This is a genomic window from Lacisediminihabitans sp., assembly GCF_043726815.1.
Lineage (GTDB): Bacteria > Actinomycetota > Actinomycetes > Actinomycetales > Microbacteriaceae > Lacisediminihabitans.
Genome location: NZ_JAYSJZ010000032.1, coordinates 1 through 24,691, shown reverse-complemented (window position 1 = coordinate 24,691; position 24,691 = coordinate 1). Strand labels below are relative to the sequence as shown.

Genomic DNA, 24,691 nt, shown 5'->3' with positions numbered 1-24,691 from the left:
TGCCGGTGCCCCCGCCGGTACTCGCTACCGTGCCCGTTTGGCAGGTTTGTGCCTGCTCGCGCGGGCCCAATGCTGACAGGGGGCACAATCGCTGAGAGGCGAGCCGAGCCGCTACTTTCCGAGCCTCCACAGCCGGTCGCGCGACATCGGCAGCTCGAACGGACGGATGCCGAGGGCGTCGCGAACGGCGTTCGCGAGGGCGGGAGAGACCGGGTTGTACGGCGCCTCACTCATCGACTTGGCGCCGTGCGGCCCGAACGGGTCGTGCGTGGACGCGAAGTAGACCTCGGTGTGCGGGATGTCCGCGAACTGGGGCACGTGGTAGTTGCGGAACGCCGCGCTGGTGACGGTTCCTTCGTGGTCGAGCCGCAGCTCCTCGTAGAGCGAGGTGCCGATCGCCTGGGCCGTTCCGCCCTCGATCTGACCGCGCAACTGCTCCGGATTGAGCACGGTTCCCGCGTCGGCCGCCTGGATCGACTGAAGGATTCGCACCTCGCCGGTCGACCGGTCGACGGCCACCCGGAAGGCGTGCACGTTGAAGGCGACCGACCGTGGCGTGCCGTCGTGGCTCCCGTCGGCGATGAGTGGGCCGGCCGCGAGAAGCTCAACTGCCGGAACGAGAGTGTCCCCGGCTCGCACGCCGCCGTGCTCGACGACGCCGCCCAGGTAGCCGAGCGACACGGCCCGGGCGAGCATGCGCTCCCTCAGTTTGCCGCTGGCCGCGAGCAGCGCCTTGCCGGCCACCACGACCCCGGCCGAACCGAAGGCGCCGGTGTCGTAGCGGGCGACATCCGTGTCCGACTGCAGGATCACCACGCGGTCCACCGTGGTGTTGAGGGCGGTGGCCACGAACTGGGCGTGCACGGTCGTGGTGCCGTTGCCGAACTCGGCGGTGCCCACATTCACCTCGAGTCGCCCGTCGTCGAGCAGGCTCACGCTCGTGTCGGCGAAGTGGCCGCGGGGAGGCACGGTCGCGATCATCGCGATGCCCATCCCCGTGCCGACGGCCCAGGTGTCCCCGGTCGGCGGCGCCACCCCGTTGCCCCTCGCCAGCGCGGCCTCGGCGAGGTCCAGGCACTGGTCGAGGCCGTAGCTGCCGATCAACAGGTCCGTGCGTTCGTCGGCGTCCGCGACGATCATCGGGTCGCCAGGCACGATCACGTTTCGCCGTCGCAGCTCGAAGGGGTCGATCCCGAGCTCTCGCGCGAGCTCGTCCATCGCCGACTCCACGGCGAAGATCACCTGCCCGAGCCCGTAGCCGCGGAAGGCGCCGGACGGCAGGTTGTTCGTGTACACCGACTGGGCATCCACCCGCTTGTTGGGGCAGCGGTAGACGCTCGTCGACTCGTGGATGCTGTGGTACATCACCCCGATGCCGTGGTTGCCGTACGCGCCGGTGTCCGCGAGTTCGTCCACGGCCATCGCGGTGAGCACGCCGTCGCGGCGGGCCCCGAGGGTGACGGTGACGCGCATCGGATGCCGCGGCGGGGCAGTGCGGAACTCGTCCTCCCTGGTGAACTCGTATTGCACCGCGCGGCCGGTGCGCAGCACCGCCAGGGTCACGAGGTCCTCGGTGAGCAGTTCCTGCTTGCCGCCGAAGCCCCCGCCGACCCGCGCGGTGAAGACCCGCACCCGGTCGGTCTCGAGGCCGAAGATGTGGCACAGCTCGTTGCGTACGAGGAAGGGCACCTGGCTGGAGGTGCGCAGCACGAGACGCCCGTCGGCATCGAGCCAGCCGCGGGTGGCGTGCGTCTCGAGCGCGGCGTGGTTCACCCGCTGGGTGCGCCAGGTGCCGGTGACCACGGCGTCGGCCTCGGCTAGGGCCGCCTCGACGTCGCCGGTCTCGCCGTGGAACTCGGCGACGGTGTTGCGCGCGGGGTCGGCGATGCGGGACTCCGGGCCCTTCGTCGCGTGCAGCAGGGGCGCGCCGGGGGAGCGGGCCTCCTCCGGGTCCCAGACGGCGGGCAGCAGCTCGTACCCGACGTGGATGGCGGCGAGGGCGCGCTCGGCGATCGCCACGGTGTCGGCCACCACCGCGGCCACACGCTGGCCGTGGAACCGCAGCACGGGGTCGAGCACGAGGGTGTCGTCCGGGTCGTCGGTGCGCTGTTCGTGCCGACCGGTGGAGAAGAGGGTGGCCGGGGAGTCGCGGTAGGTGAGCACGGCGTGCACCCCGTCGATCGCCTCGGCTTCGCTCGTGTCGAGATAGACGATCCTGGCGTGCGCGTGCGGGCTGCCGAGCACGGCGAGGTGCAGCAGCCCGGTGGTCTTGAGGTCGAGCGTGTAGGCCTCGGTGCCGGTGACCACCCGCAGGGCCGCCGGCGGGGCGACCGAACGGCCGGTGAGGTCGCCTGTCGGTGCGGCCTCGGTGTTGGCGACTCCGCAGATCGCGTCCTCGATGGATCGGTAGCCGGTGCAGCGGCAGAAGTTGCCCTTGAGCAGGCGGGGCAGGTCGTGCCGGTCCTCCTCGGTGAAGGTCGAGGCCGTCACGATCATTCCGGCCGTGCAGAAGCCGCACTGGAATCCGCCGGCCGCGACGAAGCTCTCCTGCAGCGGATGCGGGTGCTCCGGAGTTCCGAGCCCCGCGACGGTGGTCACGGTCGCCCCGTCGAGCCGGTGCGCCGGGTAGAGGCAGGAGTGGATGGGCGCCCCGTCGAGCAGCACGGAGCACGCGCCGCAGTCGCCGGAGTCGCAGCCCTTCTTCACCTCGAAGTGGTCGAGCTCGCGCAGCAGGCTGCGCAGAACCTGGCCGGGGTGAGGATCGGCGTCGACCGGCTCCCCGTTCACCTCGAATCTCATCTCGTCCCTCCCAGTTCCACCCGCAGTTGCTCGGCGAAGAGCAGGCTCATCGCGCGCCGCCAGTCCGGCGTGCCGTGGGCATCCGAATACCAGTCGTCGATTCCGTCCATCGCGTCGGCGAGGGCGCGCTCGCCGGGAAGCTCGTCGAAGCGCAGCTGGCGCGGTCGGGTCGTGCCGCCGGTCACCGTGATCACCGTCTCGCCCGAGGAGTCGACCCGGCCGATCACGACGGTGCCGGCGCGGCCGAGGGGCGAGAGGGCGATGCGGCGGAACCCGGTGCGGGCGGCGAGGCTCGACGCCGGGATCTCGAGGGACCGCAGCACCTCCCCGTGGGTCAACCCGGTGCTGCGCACCCCGGTCACGAGCTCGGCGACGGGCGTGCGCCGCTCGCCGCCGTCGGCCGTCCAGACGACGGCGACGGCGTCGAGGGAGGCCGCGAGGGATGTCATCGGCCCGGCCGGCAGGGCCAGGGCGACGTTGCCGCCGACCGTCGCCACGTTCCAGATCTTGAACGACGCGAGCAGGGAGGTAGCGCACTGCCAGAAGAGCGCGTCGGCGGCCTGGCCGGGCCGCGGGCCGCGAGAGCCCCGGGGTGTGAGGGCGGCGAGTTCGGCGATCGTGCAGGTCGCGGCGATCTCGAGGCCGGCCTCCGTGCGCCGGATCGGATCCCAGCCGAGCGCGGTGAGATCCACGAGGCCGGTCAGCCCCGGTTGCGGCTCCGAGAACAGCCAGGTGCCGCCGCCGAGGGGTCGCTCGCCGGGGGCGAAGACCAACTCGTCTCGGGTGGTCGGCACCCGGATCTCGCGCACGTCGATGAGGTCCATTGTCATCAGAGTCAACATCATTAATGTGACGGGCTTGTAACGGTTTCGGTGCCTGTCGGCATCCTCCCAGCCGGGCCGATCGGGCCCTGCCGCGGCGGGCGTCGTCGGGCGGCTAGGGTTTTGGAGTGACTGTTCATCCGGATGACGAGGGCCTGACCTGGGGCGGCGAGACCGACCCCACCCACGTCGACGCCCTCGTGGAGGAGCCGGAGGCCGGGGACCACCCCGAGGAGGCCGTGGGCATCAGCTCGCCGCTGCTCGTGACCTACGGCGTATTCGGTGGGGTGTTCCTGCTCTTCGTCGTCGGCTGGATCATCGGCGTGCAACGCGACACGCTCACGATCGCCAACCCGTTCTTCGACTTCATGTACCGGCTCGGCGAGGTGCTCGCGATCGCCTCCCCGGCCGCCTGGTTCGTCGGCGTGCTCTTCGTGGCCCGCGATCGACCGGCCTGGGCCAGAATCCTCTGGCTGCTGCTCGGGGTGGCACTGCTCGCGCCGTGGCCCTTCATCCTCCAAGTGGGGCGTTCATGACCGAGTCAGCCAGCACCCCGGAGCCCGCAACCGGCCCGCCGACGCCCAAGGAGCCGACGCCCGAGGAGCCCGCCACTCGCCCCGCCACCCGGCTCGGCTGGGTCGGCATCGGCGTGGCGATCGTCTTCGGCCTGTTCTACGCCTACGACCTGTTCGAGGCGATCTCCAACGTCGTCGGAGTCGTGTCCCAGATCAACGCGACGAACGGCGTGCGCAAGGCCGTGGACCTCGCGCTCGTGCCGATCCCGTGGACGCTGCTGGTCATCGACCTGGCCATCGCCCCGGTCGTCTACGTCGGCGCGTTCCTCCTCGCGCGGCGCCGGTCGCCCCTCGTGCTGGCCGTGCTCCTGCTCGTGGGGCTCACCGCGGTCGCCGCGATGTCCGCGAGCCTCGTCGCGCTCGCCTGAGCGGGCCGCCGGTCAGACGACGGCGACCAGGATCATGGCGATCAGCACCAGCTGGGCGATGTAGCGGGGCCAGAACGGGATGGCCGCCGCCCCGAACCGCTCCGGATGCTCCGAGGCGAAGTGGTTGGCGGGGAAGACCGCGATGAGAAACAGCACCAGGGCGATGCCCGCGGCGAAGGCCGTCCATGGCACGAGCAGGCCCACCCCGCCCGCGATCTCGCACACGCCGGTGAAGTAGACCAGGTTGAGGGGACGCAGCGGGCCGCTCCAGCGCAGCCCGGGCGGGATCATGGCGGCCATGCCCCTGGCGAGCTTGGGGCGGAAGTGGTTGGCGCCCATGCCGATGAAGACCACGGCGAGGAGAACGCGCAGCACGAGTTGCACGATCTCGAAGGGGGTCACCCCACCATTGTCCCAGCCGTCCGGGGGTCGCCCGTGCAACGGGGCGTCACGCGTTCGGAGTGATTGCCGTCGCTGGGATAAAGTTCAAGTGCCGACGGCATGTTCGTCACGGCATCCCCCAATCCGAAGGACCCGATTCGTGGCAAAGCCGATCGTGTTGATCGCCGAAGAACTCTCCCCAGCTACCGTCGAGGCCCTCGGGCCCGACTTCGACGTGCGGTCTCTCGACGGCACCGATCGACCGGTCCTGCTGTCGGCCCTCGCCGAGGCCAGCGCGATCCTCATCCGTTCGGCGACCCAGCTCGACGCCGAGGCCATCGCCGCGGCGAAGAAACTCAAGGTGATCGCCCGGGCCGGCGTCGGGCTCGACAACGTCGACATCAAGTCGGCCACCGAGGCCGGAGTCATGGTCGTCAACGCGCCGACCTCCAACATCATCTCGGCCGCCGAGCTCACCGTCGGCCACATCCTGAGCCTCGCCCGCCATATCCCGGCGGCGCACGGCGCGCTCGCCGACGGCCAGTGGAAGCGGTCCAAGTACTCGGGTGTCGAACTCTACGAGAAGACCATCGGCATCATCGGCCTCGGCCGCATCGGCGCCCTCATCACCCAGCGGATGCAGGCCTTCGGCACCAAGGTCGTCGCGTACGACCCCTACGTGACCGCCGCCCGCGCCCAGCAGCTCGGCGTGACCCTGCTCACCCTCGACGAGTTGCTCGCCCAGTCCGACTTCATCACGATCCACATGCCGAAGACGCCCGAGACCACCGGCATGATCGGCGACGAGCAGCTCGCGCTGATGAAGCCGACCGCGTTCATCGTCAACGTCGCGCGCGGCGGACTCATCGACGAGGATGCGCTGCACCGGGCGCTCACGAACAACACCATCGCCGGCGCCGGCCTCGACGTCTTCGTGCACGAGCCGCCGACCGGATCGCCGCTGCTCGCCCTGCCGAACATCGTCGTCACGCCCCATCTCGGCGCGTCGACGGACGAGGCGCAGGAGAAGGCGGGAGTCTCGGTGGCCCGGTCCGTGCGTCTCGCGCTCTCCGGCGAGCTGGTTCCGGATGCCGTCAACGTCGCCGGCGGAGTCATCGACCCCACGGTGCGGCCCGGCATCCCGCTGATGGAGAAGCTCGGCCAGCTCTTCGCCGGCATCGCCTCGAGCCCCATCACGAGCATCGACGTGGAGATCCGCGGCGAGATCGTGGAGTTCGACGTGAGCGTGCTCAAGCTCGCCGCGCTCAAGGGCATCTTCACGAACATCGTGAGCGAATCCGTGAGCTACGTGAACGCGCCGCTGCTCGCCGAGCAGCGCGGCATCGCCGTGCGGCTCGTCACCGACGCGGTGAGCGATGAATACCGCAACCTGCTCACCATCCGCGGCGCCCTGAGCGACGGCGAGCAGATCTCCGTCTCTGGCACGCTCACCGGTCCGAAGCAGACGCAGAAGATCGTCGAGATCAACGGCTACGACGTGGAGGTGCCCGTGGCCGAGCACCTCATCGTGATGGTCTACACCGACCGTCCGGGAATCGTCGCGGTCTACGGCAAGGAGTTCGGCGAGGCCGGCATCAACATCGCCGGCATGCAGATCAGCCGGCGCGAGGCCGGCGGTCAGGCGCTCAGCGTGCTGACCGTCGATTCGCCGGCGCCGGATGCCCTGCTCGAGACGGTGCGCGTGGCCATCGACGCCGACCTGCTGCGCGAGATCGACATCACCGAGTAGATTTCTCCCACGCTGTCGATTCCGTCGGTGCTCGTTCGTCGTTCTTCTGATTGACCGGGACCGCGAGGTTCCCCGACACAGGGAGTGCACATGTCCGACAAGTACCTCATCCTCATCGTCGAGCCGACCTGGGACCCGGCATCGGTCCCGGAGGGTGCCCTGGAGGAGGCGTCACAGGCGCACGGGGCGTTCGCGGCCGCGGTCGCGGCGGCCGGGGCGAAGATCCTGGGCGGGGAGGCGCTGCAGCCGGCATCCGCCTCGGTGCGCATCACCCCGGCGAGGGACGGCAAACCGGCCGTCTTCACGAACGGTCCGCTCGCCGAGACCACCGAGGTGCTGAGCGGCTACTACCTGATCGAGGCCGACTCGCTCGAGCAGGCGAAGCAGCTGGCCGCGCTCTGCCCCACGGGCGACCGGCTCGAGCTCCATCCCATTTGGGATCTGCCCGGAATGTAGCGTCGATCGCCGCGAGAATGGGCTCATGAGTCTCGAGGCGGCGTTCGCCGAGGAGTGGCCCCGCGTGGTGGGCGCCACCCTGCGCGCCTACGGCAGCGTGGACCTCGCCGAGGAGAGCGCGCAGGAGGCCTTCACACGGGCGGCGGATCGACTCGCCGCGGGCGATCGCATCGACAACATCGGGGCGTGGGCCACCACCGCGGCGCGGCGGATCGCGGTCGACACGCTGCGCCGCGACCAGGTGCTGCGGTCGAAGCTGCCCCTGCTGGTCGAACCGGAGGGCACGGATGACCCGGCCGACGCCGAGACGGCCCCCGTCGACGACAGGCTCGGCCTGATCTTCGTCGCGTGCGATCCGCTGCTCTCGCCCGAGCAGCAGATCGCCCTCGCCCTGCGCATCGTGTGCGGTGTGCCCACCGCCGACATCGCCGCGTTCTTCGGCAGCCAGGAGGCCACCGTCGCCGCCCGCCTCACCCGGGCGAAGCATGCGATCGCCCGTTCGGGGGAGCGCTTCGCCTGGCCGGGCGCCCACGACCGCGCAGCCAGACTCGACCAGGCCCTCACCACCACCTACGGGGTCTATACCCTCGGGCACACGGCGGCGGCCGGGGACGCGCTCATGGACGAGCGGCTCGCCCGCCTCGCGCTGACGCTCGCTCGCTCGATCGCGGCGGAGTACCCGGACGACACCGAGGTGCTCGGTCTGCTCGCGTTGATTGAGCTCGGCGAGGCAAGAGGCGTCGCGAGGACCACCGCGGACGGCATGCCGCTCACCCTCGCCGAGGTGGACCGGTCGGCGTGGGGCAGGCGGCGCATCCGGCACGGGCTCGACCTGGCCGCGCGGGCCCTCCCCGGCGGAGGACGCTTCGCCCTGCAGGCCGGAATCGCGGGCCTGGACAGCGCGGCCCCGAGCTGGGAGGAGACCGACTGGGGCGCCATCGCCACCCTGTACCACGGGCTCAACCGGGTCTGGCCAGCGCCGATCGCTCGCCTCGGCGGCATCATCGCCAGGAGCCATCTCGGCGGGCGGGAGCTCGACCGGGCGGCCGACGAGCTCCGGGCGCTGCGCGGCACGGTGTCGACCGACTTCGACCGCCGGGTGAGCGCCGCCCTCGCCGACGTGGAGGAGCGACGCGGCGCGGTGCCCGAGGCGCTCGAGGCCCTGGCCGACGCCAAGGCCGGCGAACGCAACCTGGCCGTGCTTCGGTACTACGAGCGAGCGGGGGAGCGGCTGCGTGGTCGAGTGGCGAGCGGGCGAGCGGTCAGCGATCGTTGAGGAACCGCGCGGAGGCGTCGAGGCCGCCCTCCGGCCGGTTGGTGAGCCGCACCGTCGCCCCGCTCGCCGACGCCAACTGGGCGACGATGGCGAGCCCCAGTCCGTGGCCGGCGCCGTCCGCGCTGCCGCGCCAGAATCGTTCGAACGCCCGCTCGGTCTCCTCCGGCGGCATCCCCGGCCCCTCGTCGAGCACGTGGACGGTGGTCTGGCGGCGATCGTCGAGCACCCGCACGGTGATCGACCCGCCGGGCCGGCTCACCGTGAGGGCGTTGTCGATGAAGTTGTCGATGATCTGCTCTGCCGCCGTCGGCACGGCGAGCACGGGCCGGGAGGAGTGTGCGTCGACCTCGAGGGTGACTCCGGATTCCTGCGCCAGCGGGCGCCAGTGCTCCACGCGCTCCCGGGCGATCTCGTCGAGGTCGACCGGCTCGACCGGCGCAGAACTCGACTCGGTGCGGCTCAGCAGTAGCAGGCCCTCGATGATCCCGCCCAGGCGATCGGCCTCCGTCTCCGCGCTGAGCAGCCGGTCGGCGGCCCCCTGGGGGTCGGTCTCGATCAGGGTGCGCGCGGATTCGAGCCGCAGCCGCAGGGCGGTGAGCGGGGTGCGCAACTGGTGGGAGGCGTTCGACGCGAAGGTGCGCTGTTGCTCGAGCAGGGCATCCAGTCTCTCCGCCATGATGTTGAAAGACCGGGAGAGCGACCGCAGCTCCGGGGCTCCCGTCGTCTCGTCGGCTCGCACGTGCAGCCGGCCCTCCGCGAGATGCTCCGTGGTCTCCTTGAGCCGCTTGAGCGTGCGCGTGATGGTCGTGGAGAGCACCAGCCCCACGATTCCGGCCAGCAGCACGGTGGTGAGCGCCACGAGCCAGAGCGTGAACAACCGGCGGTTGAGGGAGTCGGTCACGAACTGGGCCGGATAGGTGAGGCGTACGGCCCCATGGATCTTCGCGCCGCCGAACACCGGAACCGAGACGTAGAGCAACTGCTCCTGGAGCGTGTCCGAGTACCTCTCGCCCGTGGCGATCTGGCCGGTGAGGGCCTGCGCGATCTCCGGTCGAGACCGGTAGGAGCTGCCGACCGCCGAGCGGTCGTCGTCGCTCGTGACGAGGGCGACGCCCGCCGAGTCGACGATCACGACCCGGGCACCGCCCGCCGCCCGGTACTGGCGGGCCAGGTCGGTGATCACGGCGTGGTCGGTCGAGGTGTTGGCCTCGAGCGATTCCTCGCTTCGCCCGGCGAGGACGAACGCGTCGCGTTCGAGGGAGGTGATGATCCGGTCGCGCTCGGCCACCCGCAGCTGGTTGCTCAGCGGAATGTCCTGCACGAGCACCACGAGCAGCGCCACGATCATGAGAACGGCCGTGAACCGCCACTTCATGTGGGCACGTCGAAACGGAAGCCGACTCCGCGCACCGACTCGATCCAGCGCGCGTCGCCGAGCTTCTTGCGAATCGAGGCGATGTGCGTGTCGAGGGTCTTCGTGGTGCCGTACCAGTTGGTGTCCCAGACGTTATGCAGTATCTCCGACCGGCGGAAGACGGCACCCGGGTCGCCGGAGAGGTAGGCGAGCAGCTCGAATTCCTTGGGGGTCAGGTACACCTCCACCTCACCCACCGTCACGCGCTGCGCGCGGGGGTCGATGGTGAGGCGCCCGAACCGTTTCGCCGGCGTGGGCGTCGTCGCCTCGCTCGAGCCCGTGCGGCGCACGACGGCCCGCATCCTGGCCACCAGCTCCCGCATCCCGAACGGCTTGACCACGAAGTCGTCGGCCCCCATTTCCAGGGCGACGACGCGGTCGATCTCGTCGCCTCGAGCGCTGACGACGATGACCGGGGTCTGCGAGTCACGACGGATGGCCCGGCACACGTCCGTGCCGTCGATGTCCGGCAGGCCGAGGTCGAGAAGCACGATGTCCGGCCGGAAAGACGACATCGCGTCCAGGCAGCCCTGGCCGGTGCCCACGAGCATCGATTCGAAGTTGGCGTGCGTCAGAGAGTCGATGATCCCATCGGCCACCGCGGCATCGTCCTCGACCACCAGCACCCGCATGGCTCCATTCTGCGGCCCAACGCTGGCCGAGCGATGGATGCGGTGCCCGGCCGCACAATCTTTGACAGATCTTGGATTACCGTCGGCCGATTGTGGGGAGCGCGATTCCTACGTTGGAACCATGAAAACCATGAAGACTCCAGCAATCACGATTCTCACCGTCATCGCGGTGCTCGGCACTGCGGGGGCGGCAATGGCCGTCAACGCCGGCACCCTGTCGTTGACGTCGTCCCAGACGCCGGGCGACGCCACGAGCGTGCTCATTCCCTCGCCGACCCCGACCCCCACTCCGAGCAAGGCCGGGGACGACGCGACCGAGGCGCCCGAGGCCACCGAGACCCCGGAGCCGGCGAAGACGCCGGAGGCGGTCGAGCCGAGCCACGAGGCCACAGAGACCCACGAGAGCGACGAGCACACCTCGACCCCGTCACCCGAGCCGACGCACGAGCGCGAAGGAGACGACTCGCACTCCGGTTCCGACCAGCACGATGACTAGAACGAACCACCCGGCCCGCCGGGCGCGTGCGTTCACGGGGGCGGCGTCGGTCGTCGCCCTCGTGGGCATCGTGGCCGGGCTCCAGATGGCCGCGAACGCCCAGGGCGCCGAGCAGTCCGGCACCCCTCGGGGCGGGTCGACCCCGGCCGTTTCCCCGAGTGCGTCACCCACCGGCAGCGCGCCGTCGCAGACGACGACCCCGGCCGCACCCGTGGCTCCGGCTCCGGCCGCTCCTGCGCCCGCCGCGCCCGCGCCCGCCGCGCCGGCCCCGGCTGCCAAGCCGGTGGCACCGCCGGCTCCGGCCCCCGCCCCGGCTCCCGTGCACGGGTCAACGGGCGGCTCGGGAGGCTGATCGAGTGGCAGCACGATCCATCTCGGGCGACGCCGTCCGAGCGGTGTTCGAACTCACCGGAAGCCAGCCGATGTCCTCGTCCCGCCGCGAGCCGCACATGGGCGGCCACAGCACCATCACGCTCGTCGGCGGCTCGCCCCGGCTGCTCGACGCGTGCTTCGAGCTGGCCCACCGCTGCGAGCGGCTCTGGAGCCGCTTCATCCTCTCGAGCGACATCACCCGCCTGAACTGGGCGGAGGGGGCCACCATCGCCGTCGACCCGCTCACCGTGCGGCTGGCCACGGCGATGCTCTCCGGGTTCGCCCGCACCGCCGGCGATTTCGACCCCACGCTCCTTCCCGACCTGCTGGCCGCCGGCTACATCAGGTCCGTCGTCGATCCGTCGAGGGAGACGAGCCTGCCACTCTCGGCGAGGGCTCCGGGCGAGATCGCCGGAATGGTCATCGAGGGCGACGCCATCACCCTGCCTCGCGGCACCACCCTCGACCCCGGCGGCATCGGCAAGGGACTCGCCGCCGACATCGTCTGCGAGTTCGCGCTCGCCGAGGGGGCGTGGGGCGTGATGGCGGAGATGGGCGGCGACGTGGTCGTGGCCGGCGACTCCCCGGAGGCGCAGGGCTGGCGCATCGGGGTCGAAGACCCGTTCCACGACGAGAAGTTCGCGGCCATCGTGCGGCTGGGAACGGGAGCCATCGCCACATCGAGCCAGCTCAAGCGCCGGTGGCCGAACGGCCAGACCGAGGCGCACCACCTCATCGATTCCCGCAGCCGACGAAGCGCCGTCACCGACGTGCAGACCGTCTCGGTGATCGCCACCCAGGGCTGGTACGCCGAGATCCTCACCAAGCCGGCCTTCGTGCGCCCCCCGCAGGACTATCTCGCCTGGCTGCCCTCCGTCGGGGCGGCCGGAAGCATCATCGACGCCTCCGGCACCATACTCGAATCGGCGAACTGGCGGGACTACGCGTGAACTCACCCCACATCTGGTGGTACGTCACCCGGGCGAGCGCGATCATCGCCTGGGCGCTCATGACCCTGTCGGTGGTGTGGGGAACCCTGCTGTCCACCCGGGTGCTGCGCAAGGTCGACAACCCGTCCTGGCTGCAGGACCTGCACCGCTACCTCGGCGGCGCGGCGATCGTCATGGTCGTCGCCCACATGGTCAGCCTCATGCTCGACGGCTGGCTGCACTTCTCGGTGGCCGCCGTGCTCGTGCCGTTCGCCACCGACTACCGGGCGCTTCCGGTGGCCATCGGCATCCTCGCCTTCTACTCGCTCCTCGCCGTGCAGGGTTCCTCGCTGCTCATGCGCTGGCTGCCGCGCCGGTTCTGGAAGGGGGTGCACTACGCGAGCTACCTCGCGGTCGTTCTCGTCTCCTTCCACGCCGGCCTCACTGGCACCGACGTCGGGGCGATCTGGTACCGGGTCGTGGCGATCTCCATCATCGGCCTCTCGGTGGTCGCCGTGCTCGTGCGGGTCATTGCCGGCAACCGCGCCTCCGGCAACCGCGCCGCCGGCCGGAGCGGCGTGGTGCAGCACGCTCCCACACCGGTGCGCCGCGGGCTCACCATGCGGGTGGCGGCGACGTTCCGGATCTCGGACGAGGTGCTCGGGATCCGGCTGGTGCCGACCGCCGGCACCGTCCTGCCCGTCTGGCGGCCGGGCGCCCACGTCACCGTGACCCTGCCGAACGGGTTGGAGCGGCAGTATTCGCTCTGTGGGGACCCGGCCGACCGGTCGCACTTCGACATCGCCGTCCTGCGGACCCTGGACTCCCAGGGCGGAAGCAGCTGGATCCACGCCAACGTGCGGCCGGGAGTGCAACTCGAGGTGGCCGGCCCGCTCAATCACTTCGAACTCGAGCCGGCCTTCTCCTACCTGTTCGTCGCGGGCGGGATCGGCATCACCCCGATCAAGTCGATGATCGAGTCCCTGCCTGACCGCCGGGACTGGCACCTTCTCTATTTCGGGCGAAGCCGCCGGTCGATGGCCTTCGCGGACGAGTTGTCCGCGCGGTATCCGGGCCGGGTGTGGGTGCACGCGAGCGACGAGAACGCGACGAGGCTCGACATCGAGCACCTGCTCTCGTCGGTCGAGGGCGATGTCTACTGCTGCGGCCCCGAGACGCTCATGGCCAGGGTCGCGTCGGCGGTGCCTCGGGAGCGGATGCACCTCGAGCGTTTCACCCCCGTCGACCGCGTGGCCCTCGGCGGTTCGCAGTCCGTGCTGGTCACCTGCCGCAAGAGCAAGAGGGACTTCGCGGTGCCGTCCGGCCAGAGCATCCTCGATGCGCTCGAGGAGAACGGCATGCCCGTGATGGGATCCTGCCGGAAGGGCGTCTGCGGCACCTGCGAGGTGCGCGTGGTCGGCGGCCTCCCCGAGCACCTGGACTCGGTGGTCGACGACGAGGAGAAGGATCGCCTCGGGGTGATGTACCCGTGCGTCTCCCGCGCGACCACACCCGAACTCGTGCTGGACATCTGACGCCTCGATGGCGGCCCGGGCGTCGCCCGGAAAGGGTGACGCGCCCCACACTGAACCCGAATCAGGAGCGGGGCGCGCCGGTCTTTAGGTTACGCGACGCTACTCAGAGAACGTCGCCTTTTGTTTCGTGCTGTACTACCTGGTCGCCGCCGTTGGGGTTCACCGTGCGGGTCGTCGAGACCGTCTGGCGCTTACGAAGCACCAACACGAGCGAGATGATGAACACCAGTATTCCCGCGCCCATCAGGATGTAGCCCACGAGGTGAATGTCGATCCAGCTGACCTGGAAATTGAGCGCAAAGGCCAGAATCGCGCCTACGACGAAGAGAAAAATTCCTGAACCTATCCCCATGATGGAGCCCTTCCGTTCGGTTACGCGTAACTCCGGGCGAGGGTTCGCTTCAGAGCGCAGATATCCATCACCCGGATACTACTCCGATGTCCCCAGTTCGGGGGCCAGAATCGCCGAGATCTAGCTGCCAGTACGCTGGGATGAGCCTAGCCGTTGGAGACACAGGAGCCCGGATGACGCGCACCATTAACATCGCCGTGATTGCCGGAGACGGCATCGGCCCCGAAGTGGTTTCCGAGGCGATCAAAGTGCTCACGGCGGTGATCCCGAGCGACGTCACCGTCGAGACCACCGAGTACCCCTTCGGCGCGACCCACTTCCTTCGGACGGGCGAGATCCTGCCGGACGAGGGTCTTGCCGCCCTCGCCCAGCACGACGTGATTCTGCTCGGAGCCGTCGGCGGCGACCCGAGGGATCCGAGGTTGGCGGGCGGCCTCATCGAGCGGGGGCTGCTGCTCAGGCTGCGGTTCGCCCTCGACCACTACGTGAACCTGCGCCCGTCCCGACTGTTCCCCTCCGTCGTGTCCCCGCTCGCGAACCCGGGTGATGTCGACTTCATCGTGGTGCGGGAGGGCACCGAGGGCCCATACGTCGGCAACGGGGGAGCCATCCGCGTCGGCACCCCGCACGAGGTGGCCAACGAGGTCTCCGTCAACACGGCGTTCGGCGTGGAGAGGCTCGTCCGCTTTGCGTTCGGCGCCGCCGCCGGGCGGGAGCGCAAGAAGCTCACCCTGGTGCACAAGACGAACGTGCTCACCCATGCGGGCGGCCTGTGGCAGCGCACCGTCGACCGGGTCGCCACGGAGTTCCCCTCCGTCGCCGTGGACTACCTGCACGTGGACGCGGCGACTATCTTCCTGGTCACCGATCCGAGTAGGTTTGACGTGATCGTCACGGACAACCTCTTTGGCGACATCCTCACCGATCTGGCCGCCGCGATCAGCGGAGGCATCGGGCTCGGCGCATCGGGAAACATCAACCCCGACGGAGCGTTCCCGAGCATGTTCGAGCCCGTCCACGGATCGGCACCGGACATCGCCGGCAAGCAACTCGCCGACCCCACCGCGGCGATCCTCTCCGTGGCACTCATGCTCGACCACCTCGGTCTGGCTGATGCCTCGGCGAGGGTCACGGCGGCGGTCACGGCCGATCTCGCCTCGCGCGGCACCACCGGCCGCTCCACCTCCCAGATCGGCGACGCCATCGCGGCCCTGGTCTAACCCGCCCGCGAATACAGGCGCAGAATATCCTCTAGGACAATCGAAGGACCACCGATGATCACCAATCTCCTCGCACCTGCCGCATTCACGTTCAGCGTGATCAAGAACCCCGCGGCCAAGAGCGCCACGGAGCGGGAAGCGATTCTCGCCAACCCCGGGTTCGGCAAGTACTTCACCGACCACATGGTCGACATCTGCTGGTCGGTCAGGGGTGGCTGGCACCGCCCGAGGGTGCAGCCGTACGGTCCGATCGCGCTCGACCCGGCCGCGGCCGTGCTGCACTACGCGCAGGAGATCTTCGAGGGCCTCAAGGCCTACCGGCACGCGGACGGTTCCATCTGGAGCTTCCGCCCCGACGCGAACGCGCGCCGCATGCAGCGCTCGGCCAAGCGCCTCGCGCTCCCGGAGCTGCCCACCGAATACTTCATCGAATCGCTGCGCCAGCTGATCGCCGTCGACGGCGACTGGGTGCCGTCCGCGCCGGAGACGAGCCTGTACCTGCGGCCGTTCATGTTCGCAAAGGAGGCGTTCCTCGGAGTGCGGCCGGCAGAGAAGGTCAACTACTACGTGATCGCGAGCCCGGCGGGCGCCTACTTCACCGGGGGCGTCGCGCCGGTGTCGATCTGGCTCTCCACGAACTACGCGCGCGCGGGCAAGGGCGGCACCGGGGCGGCCAAGACCGGCGGCAACTACGCGTCGTCGCTCGTGGCCCAGGCCGAGGCCTACGATCACGGCTGCGCCCAGGTGCTCTTCCTCGATGCCGTGGAGGGCAAGTATCTCGAGGAGCTCGGCGGCATGAACATCGTGCTCGTGAAGAAGGACGGCACCCTCGTCACTCCCGAGTCCGACAGCATCCTCGAGGGCATCACCCGGGACTCCATCCTGCAGCTCGCCGAGGACCGCGGCCACACGATCGAGCGCCGCAAGGTCACCCTGGACGAGTGGCGCGACGGCGTGGCATCCGGCGACGTCACCGAGGTGTTCGCCTGCGGCACGGCGGCGGTCGTCACCCCGATCGCCCTGCTCAAGGGCGAGGGATTCGAGATCGGGTCGGCGGATGCCCCGGCGGGCGAGCTGACGATGTCGCTGCGCCAGGAGCTCACGGACATCCAATACGGGCGCGTGCCAGACCGTCACCAGTGGCTGACCCGGCTGGACGTCTAGGCTGCCGTAGTGAAGATCGCACGATTCAGCGTCGCCGGCGGAGACCCCCGGTACGGAATTCTCGACGGTGACGAGTATGTCGTGCTCACGGGCGACCCCATGTTCCGCGGCTTCGACACCACGGGCGAGCGGGTTCCGGTCGACCGGGCCAAGCTTCTCGCGCCGGTGATCCCGCGCTCCAAGGTGGTCTGCATCGGACTCAACTACGCCGCCCACCGCGACGAGCTGCGGGACGACGCGAAGGGCCCGGAGTCGCCCCTCATCTTCCTCAAGCCGAACACCGCCGTCATCGGTCCGGGGGACACCATCCAGATCCCGCCGGTCGAGGGCCGCATCGTGCACGAGGGCGAGCTGGCGATCGTGATCGGCAGCATCGCCAAGCGGGTGAAGGCGGCGGACTACGCCGACGTGATCTTCGGCTACACGATCGCGAACGACGTCTCGGCGCGCGACCAGATGTTCGCCGACGGGCAGTGGGCCCGGGCGAAGGGCTACGACACGTTCTGCCCGCTGGGCCCCGTGATCGAGACGGAGCTGGACTGGAGCAACCTGGAAATCCAGACCTATGTCGACGGCGAGCCGCGGCGTCACGGCAATACGAAGGACATGATCCACAAGATTCCGGAGCTCATCGAGTACGTGTCGGACGTCTGGACGCTCCTGCCGGGCGATGTGATCCTCACCGGCACGCCGGCCGGGCTCGGCGGCTTCGTCGACGGCCAGACCGTGGACATCACGATCGACGGCATCGGCACCCTGAGCAACCCCGCCAAGAACCGCGTCTAGGCTCGAGCGTGTGAGCCGCAGCGAATCCACCCCGCGACGGCGCCCGAGATGGCCGGCCGGGCTCGCGCTCGCGGCGGTCGGCGCCGCGGCCGGCTACGGCATCCACGCGCTCGTGCCGGCGATTCCCTGGCTCACCGCATCGTTGGTGCTCGGCGTGATCGTCGGGTCCCTCCCCGTCTTCAGGCCGGCGCTCGGCGGAGTCCTCCGGCCGGGGCTCGCGATCGCCTCCCGGCGGCTCCTGCGCCTCGGCATCGTCGTGCTCGGCCTCGGCCTCAGCCTCGGTGACATCGCCGCGCTCGGCTGGGTCGCCATCCTCTCGATCGTGACGCTCGTCGTCGTGAGCTTCGTGCTGACGCTGCTCATCGGTCGGTTGTTCAGGCTCGAGGGCAACCAGCCGGTGCTGCTCGCCGCCGGGTTCTCCATCTGCGGGGTCTCCGCGGTCGGGGCGATGGCGGCGGCCCGCCGTTCCGACGAGAAGGACACCGCGACCCCGGTCACTCTCGTGACGCTCTACGGCACCCTCGCCATCGTCGTTCTTCCCTTTCTCGCCTCCCTGCTGCACCTCGACACCCAGCAGTTCGGCCACTGGGTGGGCGCGAGCGTGCACGACGTCGGGCAGGTCGTCGCGACCGCGCAGACGGCCGGGGCCGCGGCGCTCGCCGTGGCGGTCGTGGTCAAGCTCACCAGGGTGCTCATGCTCGCACCGATGGTGGCCGTGACCTCCCTGATCACCCGCCGCCGGGCGTCCGGGGCAGACAGCTCGATCCCGCTGCCGGCCGTGGTGCCCCTGTTCATCGTGGGATTCCTCGCCGCCGTGCTCATCCGGTCGTTCGTGCCTCTGCCGACGGAGGTGCTCGCCGCCGCGGGCATCCTGCAGTCCGCGCTTCTCGCCAGCGCACTCTTCGCGATCGGGGCATCGCTGCGGCTCGAGGAGCTCGCGCGATCCGGCGCGCGAGCGCTGGCGGCCGGCCTCGTGTCCTGGGGCGTCATCCTGGGCCTCTCCCTGGGGCTCGTCTACCTCTCCTGAGCGCGCGAGCGAGCAAGCGAGCAAGCGAGCGAGCGGGCGGGCGCGCGCGCGGGTCGCCGAGCCGCGGTGCGCGCGCCCCGGCGCTCGGGCTTCCGCCGGATTGCGCTAACGTGCGAGGCAAGCTAGCGTGTGATGCATGACAGTGGATGTGGGAGCACAACTCCGCAAGGGAGTGGTCGAGTACTGCATCCTCGGGCTGCTGGAGACGGAGCCGACCTACGGTTGGAAGCTCTCCGAGGCCCTCGTCTCGCGCGGCCTGATCGCGAGCATCGGCACGCTCTACCCGATCCTCAGCCGGCTTCGAGCCCAGGGGCTCGTCAGCAGCTTCGATCGGGAGTCGGATGCCGGGCCGTCCCGCCGCTACTACCGCGTCACCGAAACCGGACACCTCCAGCTCGCGACCTTCCGCGAGCAATGGGGGCCGTTCGCCCGCACCGTGCACGAACTCGTCGGAGAGGACACCCCATGACCGAAACCAACACCCCGAAGGTGGTTCGCGGCTACCTCGCAGACCTGGACCGCGAGTTGGCCGGGGTCTCCGAGGAGGTGCGCCAGGGCATCGTGGCCGGCGTCAGGGAGGAGCTGGAGGGGCTGGATGCCGCGGCCGCGGCCTCCCGCATCGAGTCTCTCGGCGACCCGGCGTTCATCGCCGCCGAGGCCCGCGCCGGAATCGGCCCGGGCGGATCGACCGCGTCGGTCACGGAGCTCGCACCGCCTCGGGCATCCGAGCAGCGCTGGTACGTCTTCGTGACGGGCTTCTTGCTCGAATTCGGCGGGATTGTGGTGCCCCTGGCCGGCTGGGTGGCCGGCATCATGATGCTCTGGGCATCGTCGCTCTGGACCCGCAGCGAAAAGCTCGTGGCGATCATCGTGCCGCCCGCGGTCGGTGTCGCGCTCTTCGGCATCTTCGCGCTCGTCGGTGGCGCTCGAATCCTTTTCTGGCACGCCCTCGTACTCGGCGCCATCGCTGGTCCGGTCATCGCCTCCATCGTGATCGGAATCGTCCTCAGCCGCCGCGGGTGGGACCGCGCGCGCTGAGCCGCATTCCCGCCCGGACCCCACCCGAGCGCCGCCGGTAGGATTGACGGGCCATGCCAACTATGTTCTCTACAGCCACCGGTCCCGACGTCCGCGTCCGATTCTGCCCATCGCCCACCGGCACTCCTCACGTCGGCCTCATCCGCACCGCCCTGTTCAACTGGGCGTATGCGCGCCACACCGGCGGCTCGCTGGTGTTCCGCATCGAGGACACGGATGTCGCCCGCGACAGCGAGGAGAGCTACCTGCAGCTGCTCGACGCGCTCGGCTGGCTCGGCATCGACTGGGACGAGGGCGTCGGCGTCGGCGGCCCGAACGAGCCGTACCGCCAGTCTCAGCGCGCCGGAATCTACACCGAGGTGATCGAGACCCTTCGCGCGAGCGGCCACCTCTACGAGAGTTTCGCCACGGCCGAGGAGATCGAGGCCCGCAACATCGCGAACGGCCGGGACCCCAAGCAGGGCTACGACAACTTCGAGCGCGACCTCACCGACGAGGACCGGATCGCCCTGCGCGCCGCCGGCCGCGAGCCGGCGCTGCGCCTGCGCGTTCCGGACACCGACCTCTCCTTCGACGACCTCGTCCGCGGCGAGATCACCTTCCCGGCCGGCTCCTTCGTGGACTTCGTGGTCGTGCGTCCGAACGGCGCCCCGCTCTACACGTTCGTCAACCCCGTCGATGACGCCCTCATGGGCATCACCCACGTGCTGCGAGGCGAGGACCTCCTCTCCTCCACCCCGCGCCAGATCGCCCTCTATCACGCGCTCATCGACATCGGGCTGGCCAGCGCCATCCCGCGCTTCGGTCACCTGCCGTACGTGACGGGCGACGGCAACAAGAAGCTCTCCAAGCGCGACCCGGAGTCGAACCTGTTCCACCACCGCGACCGGGGCTTCATTCCGGAGGGGCTGCTCAACTATCTGAGCCTGCTCGGCTGGTCGCTCACCCACGACCGCGACGTGTTCACGATGGAGGAGATGGTGGCCGCGTTCGACGTGGTCGACGTCAACCCCAACCCGGCCCGCTTCGACCTGAAGAAGGCCGAGTCGATCAACGGGGACCAGATCAGACTGCTGCCGGTGGAGGACTTCACCCAGCGGCTCATCCCGTACCTCGGCGACTACCTCGCCGATCCGCCGACCGGCGAGCAGGAGGCGATCTTGCGCGAGGCGGCCCCGCTCGTGCAGGAGCGCATGCAGCTGCTCGGCGAGGCGCCGGGGCTGCTCGGCTTCCTGTTCACCGCGGATGACGCCCTCGAGTACGACGCGGACGCCCTGCCCGGCGCCGGCGCCGACCTCATCCTCGACGCGTCGGTCGGCGCACTCGAGCAGCTCAACGACTGGTCGCACGAGGAGATCGAGCGCGTGCTGCGCGCCGAGCTCATCGACGGTGCCGGCCTCAAGCCGCGCGTCGCCTTCGGGGCGCTTCGCACGGCGATCAGCGGCCGCCGCATCAGTCCGCCGCTCTTCGAGTCGATGGAGATCATCGGCAAGGAGTCGTCGATCGCACGGATCGAGAGGCTCGCGGCGCGGCTGTGACGCACGACTACGACGTCGTGGTGGTCGGCGCCGGGCCGGCCGGGCTGAGCGCCGCCCTCAACCTGGCCAGGGCTCGACGCCGCGTGCTCGTGCTCGACGCCAACCGCCCACGCAACGCCGCCACGCTCGTCTCGCACGGCTTCCTCACCAGGGACGGCGTGGCGCCGCACGAGCTTCGCCGGCTCGCGCGCGAGGAGCTCGCCCAGTATCCGGAGGCCGAGCTGCAGCTCGCGACGGTGCAGAGCGTCGCGAACGCCGAGTCCGGCGAGGGCTTCGCGGTCGAGGCGAAGGGCGTCAACGGGTCGCCGAACCGCTCGCTCACGGCGTCCCGTGTGCTCATCGCCACGGGGCTGAAGGAGACGCTCCCGGCGCTGCCGAGCATCCGGGCGTTCTACGGACTGGGTCTCTTCAGCTGCATCGAGTGCGACGGCTACGAGTACGGCGACCGGCCCCTCGCCCTCATCGGCGAGACGAGCGACCTGGCGTCTCGCGCGCTGCTCATCGCCCAGTGGAGCCACAATCTCACCGTCTTCACGAACGGCGTCGGGCGGGTCAGCCCGACCCAGGAGGCAGTGCTCGCGGAGCGGGGCGTCAGAGTGGAACGCCGGGAGATCGCGGATGTGGTGGGGGACCGGGGGGTGGTCTCCGCCGTGCTGCTGGCCGACGGCGAGTCGATCCCGGTCGACGGCGGCTTCGTGCGCCCGCGCTGGGATGCCGCCCTCGGCTACGTCGAGGGCCTCGGTCTCGAGACGGACGGCTGGGGCCTCCTCGAGACGGATGCCGACGGCCGCACGAGCGTCGCGGGCGTCTACGCGGCCGGCGACTCCACCGCGCCGGGACCGCAACAGCTCATCGTCGCGGCGGGTGCCGGGGCGCGGGTCGCCTCCACCATCAACCGAGACCTGATCGGCATCCCGCGGCACTGAGAACGCCCTACTGCGGCCGGTTGCGCAGGTGTTCGCGCGTGAGCGCGGCCATCTCCTCGTCGCTCAGCTCGTCGAGCGCCTTCGCCTCGTGGCGGTCCACCCGCGACCAGCGGATGAAGAGCAGGATCAGCACCGGCACATCCGCGATCTCGGCGATGAACCAGAGCAGGTCCCCGGACAGATGCTGGTCGTGCAGCGCGTTGGGAAACCAGCCGGGCACGGCGCCGAGTACTGGGCCGACCCTGTCGAGCACCGAGTCGTTGAGGCGCAGCAATATGCCGGGAATGGCATCCATCACCAGCTCCACGAACACGAGCAGAAATTCCACGGTGATGAAGAAGCTCGTGCGCTGGGTGGTGTGCTCCACGATCGGAAGCACCATGAGCAGCCCCACGATCGGCACGACGAGGGTCAGGATGCCGCCCGCGGCCGGCGACTCGCGCAGGCTGCCCGCGAGCGGGGTGAGGAAGACGCAGAAGGCGGCGAAGGCGAAGACCGGCGCGAAGACGGCGTTGCCGGCGAGACGCACCGGCCAGGAGGCGAGCACGGCATCCATCACGCGCAGCGGGGCCCCACTCAGCACCAGGCGCGCCAGGGCAACCGGCTTGCCGAGGCTCATCAGGCCGGGCACCGCGAAGAGCAGCAGCGCCATTCGGGTGCTGAAGGCCCAGCGCAGCTCGCCGCTGTGCACGCCGAGGAACCCGAACTGCACCACGGCGTAGGAGCCGAGGCCGAGCACGAAGAACGCGAGCGTGCGGGCGACGGGCCAGCGGATGCCGCGGCGCGCGAGCCGCCACGCCCCGGTCGCGTAGAGTCCGCCGGCCGCGACGATCGCGACGATGGCCACCGGATCGGCGCGCCAGGTCGTGAGGAAGGTGATCAGGGGAGGCGTGGCTGGGCTCGATTCGTTCGGGACGGTGTTCAAATTCTGCCACCGTCACGGCCACACGCCGCCCCATTTGGCCGACCATCCGAACGTAGGTTAGAGTGACTAGTCGGCCCGGCTTCGGCTTGGCCCGGTGGGGTATGGTGTAATTGGCAACACGGAAGATTCTGATTCTTTTGTTCTTGGTTCGAGTCCAGGTACCCCAGCTCGTAAACCCCTGATTTCAAGCGGAAATCAGGGGTTTCATCATGTCGCTCGCCACCACTGTTTCAGCCTTAGGGACAAAATACGGGACAAAAAACCCGTCCCGGTTACCGTTTTTGGTCCGCGAGCCGAATCGGCTACCGGCTGCTCCCGGAAGGCCCCGAGTCGTCCCGGAGCTCCCAACGCACCTGTGGGGCATGCTCGACACAACAGCGCCGTCTCTTCCCGTGATTCTCACCCAGGACGACCTGGCGGCGCTTCTGAAGGTCCCGCCGCGGACCCTGGAGGACTGGCGGCTGACCTGCAGCGGACCGCCGTACCGGAAGATCGGCCGGCATGTGCGGTACGAGCTGATCGAGGTGATGGACTGGTTCCGCGCGCAAGGTAACCATGCCTAGGCCACGGACCCCCGCGGGACAGCTCGGCACCATCCAATACACCACCCTGGCTGAGGGACGGGTGCGGGCCCGCAGTCGGATCCGCGACGACTCCGGTGCCAGTCATCCGTTGAAGGCCGTCGCTGCCACGGCAGACGCCGCGCTGGAGCTGCTGAAGCAGCGGGCCGCGGAGCTGAGCACCGGATTCGAACAGCTCCTGAGCGTCGACTCCACCATCGCCGACGCGTGCCAGGTATGGCTGGAGGAGGTCCGCACCTCGGGCCGGGTCGAGGTCTCCACCCTTGAGGGCTACCAGGACAGTGTTCGCACCATCGTCATCCCGGCCTGCGGCGGCATCATGCTTCGCGATCTGACCGTGGGCCGCGCCGATCGGATCCTGCAACGCATCCTCGCCACCCGGTCGATCTCCGCGGCCCGCAAGGCCCGCTCCGCCCTTAGCCTGATCTGTGGCACCGCCGTGCGTCAGGACGTCCTGTCCTTTAACCCGATCCGGGACGTCCAACGCCTGCCCTCAAGCCCCAAGCGCCAGTCTTACCTTTCCCCCGGCCAGATCGAGACCGCCCGCGCCCTCATGCACGCGTGGCGGACGGCACCCTCGGACGGTCCGCGTCCAGACTCCCGCAAACTTGAAGACGGGATGGACATCATGATCGGCACCAGCGCCCGCATCGGGGAGATCCTCGCCCTCCGCCGCACGGACGTTGAGATCACCGCTAAAACTCCCACCCTCCTGATCGCCGCAACCCTCGTCACTACCCGGCAATACGGCATGAGACGCAAACCGACCCCGAAACGGGCCCGGCAGACGCGCCGCGTTACCCTGCCGAGCTTCACCGCCGCTGCCGTCCGGCGTAGGTTGGCCTCTGCAGGGGTCGAGCCCGACGCGTATCTTTTTGCCACCCGCACGGGCCGCTCGTACAGCGTCAGTAATTTCGAACGGCTCCTGCGAAGCTTTGTTCACGACAACGAAAACGCGTTGCGCGAAGCGAACATTGTGGTGGACGAGTTCACCACTCATATTTTCCGGCGCACCGCAGCCACCCTCGTTGAACAAGCGGGCGGCATCACACTCGCCTCTCGTCTGCTCGGACATGCCAGCGAAGCTGTGACTCGGGCCAATTACGTGGTCACGCCGGAACAGGTCGACCCGGTCACCGCAATGATCCTGGACGATGCGATCGGGCGCTTGACCAATAGAGCTCGAGGAGCTTGATCTCAGGCTGGGAGCGAGGAGGACTCGCAGAGTCATTTGAGCGCAGGCGGCTCGCTAGCAGCTGCATAGAACGCCTTCTCTGCTTCCCGGCGGGCGGTGATGTCGTCCTGCACGAAATGGGCGAAGTCCTCGGCA

At 69.7% G+C, this 24,691-nt stretch carries 26 protein-coding genes and 1 tRNA gene; 20 read left to right on the top strand and 7 right to left on the bottom strand.

Annotated features, from left to right (window positions below):
- Positions 1-111 precede the first annotated feature (111 nt).
- Both ACHZD8_RS03485 and ACHZD8_RS03480 read right to left on the bottom strand, forming a co-directional pair.
- On the bottom strand, positions 112-2,799 hold the full coding sequence (locus ACHZD8_RS03485) for a molybdopterin-dependent oxidoreductase (RefSeq protein WP_394768753.1): 2,688 nt from the start codon (positions 2,797-2,799) through the stop codon (positions 112-114).
- Positions 2,796-3,629 carry an FAD binding domain-containing protein gene (locus ACHZD8_RS03480; protein ID WP_394768752.1) on the bottom strand — a complete coding sequence of 278 codons (834 nt, stop codon included), beginning with the start codon at positions 3,627-3,629 and terminating at the stop codon, positions 2,796-2,798. The genes ACHZD8_RS03485 and ACHZD8_RS03480 overlap by 4 nt, the downstream gene beginning before the upstream one ends.
- Positions 3,630-3,748: 119 nt before the next feature.
- Between ACHZD8_RS03480 and ACHZD8_RS03475 the strand changes: the two genes are divergently transcribed.
- Positions 3,749-4,156 (top strand): hypothetical protein, encoded by a 408-nt coding sequence (locus tag ACHZD8_RS03475; RefSeq protein ID WP_394768751.1) that lies wholly within the window; start codon positions 3,749-3,751, stop codon positions 4,154-4,156.
- Positions 4,153-4,563, top strand: coding sequence for a hypothetical protein (locus ACHZD8_RS03470; RefSeq protein ID WP_394768750.1), 411 nt, complete (start codon positions 4,153-4,155; stop codon positions 4,561-4,563). Before ACHZD8_RS03475 ends, ACHZD8_RS03470 begins: the two co-directional genes overlap by 4 nt.
- A gap of 12 nt (positions 4,564-4,575) precedes the next feature.
- Here the strand turns inward: ACHZD8_RS03470 and ACHZD8_RS03465 are convergent, their stop codons facing one another.
- Positions 4,576-4,965, bottom strand: a complete 390-nt coding sequence (locus tag ACHZD8_RS03465) for a DoxX family membrane protein (RefSeq protein ID WP_394768749.1) — start codon at positions 4,963-4,965, stop codon at positions 4,576-4,578.
- Positions 4,966-5,104: 139 nt separating this feature from the next.
- On the opposite strand from ACHZD8_RS03465, the gene serA reads away from it, so the two are divergent.
- The 3 genes from serA (at position 5,105) to ACHZD8_RS03450 (ending at position 8,426) form a co-directional block, all read left to right on the top strand.
- Complete coding sequence (gene serA, locus ACHZD8_RS03460; protein ID WP_394768747.1) at positions 5,105-6,694, top strand: phosphoglycerate dehydrogenase; 1,590 nt, start codon at positions 5,105-5,107, stop codon at positions 6,692-6,694.
- Positions 6,695-6,784: 90 nt separating this feature from the next.
- Positions 6,785-7,150 (top strand): YciI family protein, encoded by a 366-nt coding sequence (locus ACHZD8_RS03455; protein WP_394768746.1) that lies wholly within the window; start codon positions 6,785-6,787, stop codon positions 7,148-7,150.
- A gap of 25 nt (positions 7,151-7,175) precedes the next feature.
- Positions 7,176-8,426, top strand: a complete 1,251-nt coding sequence (locus ACHZD8_RS03450) for an RNA polymerase sigma factor (RefSeq protein WP_394768745.1) — start codon at positions 7,176-7,178, stop codon at positions 8,424-8,426.
- Here ACHZD8_RS03450 and ACHZD8_RS03445 read toward each other — a convergent pair.
- Together ACHZD8_RS03445 and ACHZD8_RS03440 are read right to left on the bottom strand one after the other, a co-directional pair.
- Positions 8,413-9,801 (bottom strand): ATP-binding protein, encoded by a 1,389-nt coding sequence (locus ACHZD8_RS03445; protein ID WP_394768744.1) that lies wholly within the window; start codon positions 9,799-9,801, stop codon positions 8,413-8,415. The two genes, ACHZD8_RS03450 and ACHZD8_RS03445, sit on opposite strands and share 14 nt — an antisense overlap.
- A complete protein-coding gene (locus ACHZD8_RS03440) occupies positions 9,798-10,472 on the bottom strand; it encodes a response regulator transcription factor (RefSeq protein WP_394768743.1) in 675 nt (224 codons plus the stop codon). Before ACHZD8_RS03440 ends, ACHZD8_RS03445 begins: the two co-directional genes overlap by 4 nt.
- A gap of 130 nt (positions 10,473-10,602) precedes the next feature.
- On the opposite strand from ACHZD8_RS03440, the gene ACHZD8_RS03435 reads away from it, so the two are divergent.
- The 4 genes from ACHZD8_RS03435 to ACHZD8_RS03420 are packed head-to-tail and all read left to right on the top strand — an operon-like array spanning position 10,603 to position 13,804.
- On the top strand, positions 10,603-10,968 hold the full coding sequence (locus ACHZD8_RS03435) for a hypothetical protein (protein WP_394768742.1): 366 nt from the start codon (positions 10,603-10,605) through the stop codon (positions 10,966-10,968).
- A complete protein-coding gene (locus ACHZD8_RS03430; RefSeq protein WP_394768741.1) occupies positions 10,961-11,320 on the top strand; it encodes a hypothetical protein in 360 nt (119 codons plus the stop codon). Before ACHZD8_RS03435 ends, ACHZD8_RS03430 begins: the two co-directional genes overlap by 8 nt.
- 4 nt (positions 11,321-11,324) lie before the next feature.
- Positions 11,325-12,290 (top strand): FAD:protein FMN transferase, encoded by a 966-nt coding sequence (locus ACHZD8_RS03425; protein WP_394768740.1) that lies wholly within the window; start codon positions 11,325-11,327, stop codon positions 12,288-12,290.
- Entirely contained in the window at positions 12,287-13,804 is a 1,518-nt protein-coding gene (locus ACHZD8_RS03420; RefSeq protein ID WP_394768739.1) for a 2Fe-2S iron-sulfur cluster-binding protein, read from the top strand. The genes ACHZD8_RS03425 and ACHZD8_RS03420 overlap by 4 nt, the downstream gene beginning before the upstream one ends.
- 103 nt (positions 13,805-13,907) lie before the next feature.
- On the opposite strand, the gene ACHZD8_RS03415 is transcribed toward ACHZD8_RS03420, so the two are convergent.
- Positions 13,908-14,156 (bottom strand): DUF6458 family protein, encoded by a 249-nt coding sequence (locus tag ACHZD8_RS03415; protein ID WP_394768738.1) that lies wholly within the window; start codon positions 14,154-14,156, stop codon positions 13,908-13,910.
- A 173-nt stretch (positions 14,157-14,329) separates the two neighbouring features.
- Here ACHZD8_RS03415 and ACHZD8_RS03410 point away from each other — a divergent pair, with 173 nt between their 5' ends.
- The 8 genes from ACHZD8_RS03410 (at position 14,330) to ACHZD8_RS03375 (ending at position 21,855) form a co-directional block, all read left to right on the top strand.
- Positions 14,330-15,376, top strand: coding sequence for a 3-isopropylmalate dehydrogenase (locus ACHZD8_RS03410; RefSeq protein ID WP_394768736.1), 1,047 nt, complete (start codon positions 14,330-14,332; stop codon positions 15,374-15,376).
- A 54-nt stretch (positions 15,377-15,430) separates the two neighbouring features.
- Positions 15,431-16,540 carry a branched-chain amino acid aminotransferase gene (locus ACHZD8_RS03405; RefSeq protein ID WP_394768735.1) on the top strand — a complete coding sequence of 370 codons (1,110 nt, stop codon included), beginning with the start codon at positions 15,431-15,433 and terminating at the stop codon, positions 16,538-16,540.
- A gap of 9 nt (positions 16,541-16,549) precedes the next feature.
- On the top strand, positions 16,550-17,326 hold the full coding sequence (locus tag ACHZD8_RS03400; protein ID WP_394768734.1) for a fumarylacetoacetate hydrolase family protein: 777 nt from the start codon (positions 16,550-16,552) through the stop codon (positions 17,324-17,326).
- A gap of 10 nt (positions 17,327-17,336) precedes the next feature.
- Positions 17,337-18,353: a YeiH family protein gene (locus ACHZD8_RS03395; RefSeq protein WP_394768732.1), complete on the top strand. Its 1,017-nt coding sequence runs from the start codon at positions 17,337-17,339 to the stop codon at positions 18,351-18,353.
- A 136-nt stretch (positions 18,354-18,489) separates the two neighbouring features.
- The gene (locus tag ACHZD8_RS03390; RefSeq protein ID WP_394768731.1) at positions 18,490-18,822 is read left to right on the top strand and encodes a PadR family transcriptional regulator; all 333 of its coding nucleotides are present in this window, start codon (positions 18,490-18,492) and stop codon (positions 18,820-18,822) included.
- A complete protein-coding gene (locus ACHZD8_RS03385; RefSeq protein WP_394768730.1) occupies positions 18,819-19,391 on the top strand; it encodes an HAAS signaling domain-containing protein in 573 nt (190 codons plus the stop codon). The genes ACHZD8_RS03390 and ACHZD8_RS03385 overlap by 4 nt, the downstream gene beginning before the upstream one ends.
- A 53-nt stretch (positions 19,392-19,444) precedes the next feature.
- The gene (gene gltX, locus ACHZD8_RS03380) at positions 19,445-20,929 is read left to right on the top strand and encodes a glutamate--tRNA ligase (protein WP_394768729.1); all 1,485 of its coding nucleotides are present in this window, start codon (positions 19,445-19,447) and stop codon (positions 20,927-20,929) included.
- A complete protein-coding gene (locus ACHZD8_RS03375; protein WP_394768728.1) occupies positions 20,926-21,855 on the top strand; it encodes an NAD(P)/FAD-dependent oxidoreductase in 930 nt (309 codons plus the stop codon). Before gltX ends, ACHZD8_RS03375 begins: the two co-directional genes overlap by 4 nt.
- Positions 21,856-21,862: 7 nt before the next feature.
- On the opposite strand, the gene ACHZD8_RS03370 is transcribed toward ACHZD8_RS03375, so the two are convergent.
- Complete coding sequence (locus ACHZD8_RS03370; protein ID WP_394768727.1) at positions 21,863-22,780, bottom strand: cytochrome c oxidase assembly protein; 918 nt, start codon at positions 22,778-22,780, stop codon at positions 21,863-21,865.
- A 95-nt stretch (positions 22,781-22,875) separates the two neighbouring features.
- Between ACHZD8_RS03370 and ACHZD8_RS03365 the strand changes: the two genes are divergently transcribed.
- The 3 genes from ACHZD8_RS03365 (at position 22,876) to ACHZD8_RS03355 (ending at position 24,556) form a co-directional block, all read left to right on the top strand.
- Positions 22,876-22,947: transfer RNA gene (locus ACHZD8_RS03365), tRNA-Gln, on the top strand.
- A gap of 225 nt (positions 22,948-23,172) precedes the next feature.
- Positions 23,173-23,343, top strand: coding sequence for a helix-turn-helix transcriptional regulator (locus ACHZD8_RS03360; RefSeq protein WP_394768726.1), 171 nt, complete (start codon positions 23,173-23,175; stop codon positions 23,341-23,343).
- 109 nt (positions 23,344-23,452) lie between these two features.
- Positions 23,453-24,556: a tyrosine-type recombinase/integrase gene (locus ACHZD8_RS03355; protein ID WP_394768725.1), complete on the top strand. Its 1,104-nt coding sequence runs from the start codon at positions 23,453-23,455 to the stop codon at positions 24,554-24,556.
- The last annotated feature ends 135 nt before the right edge of the window (positions 24,557-24,691 follow it).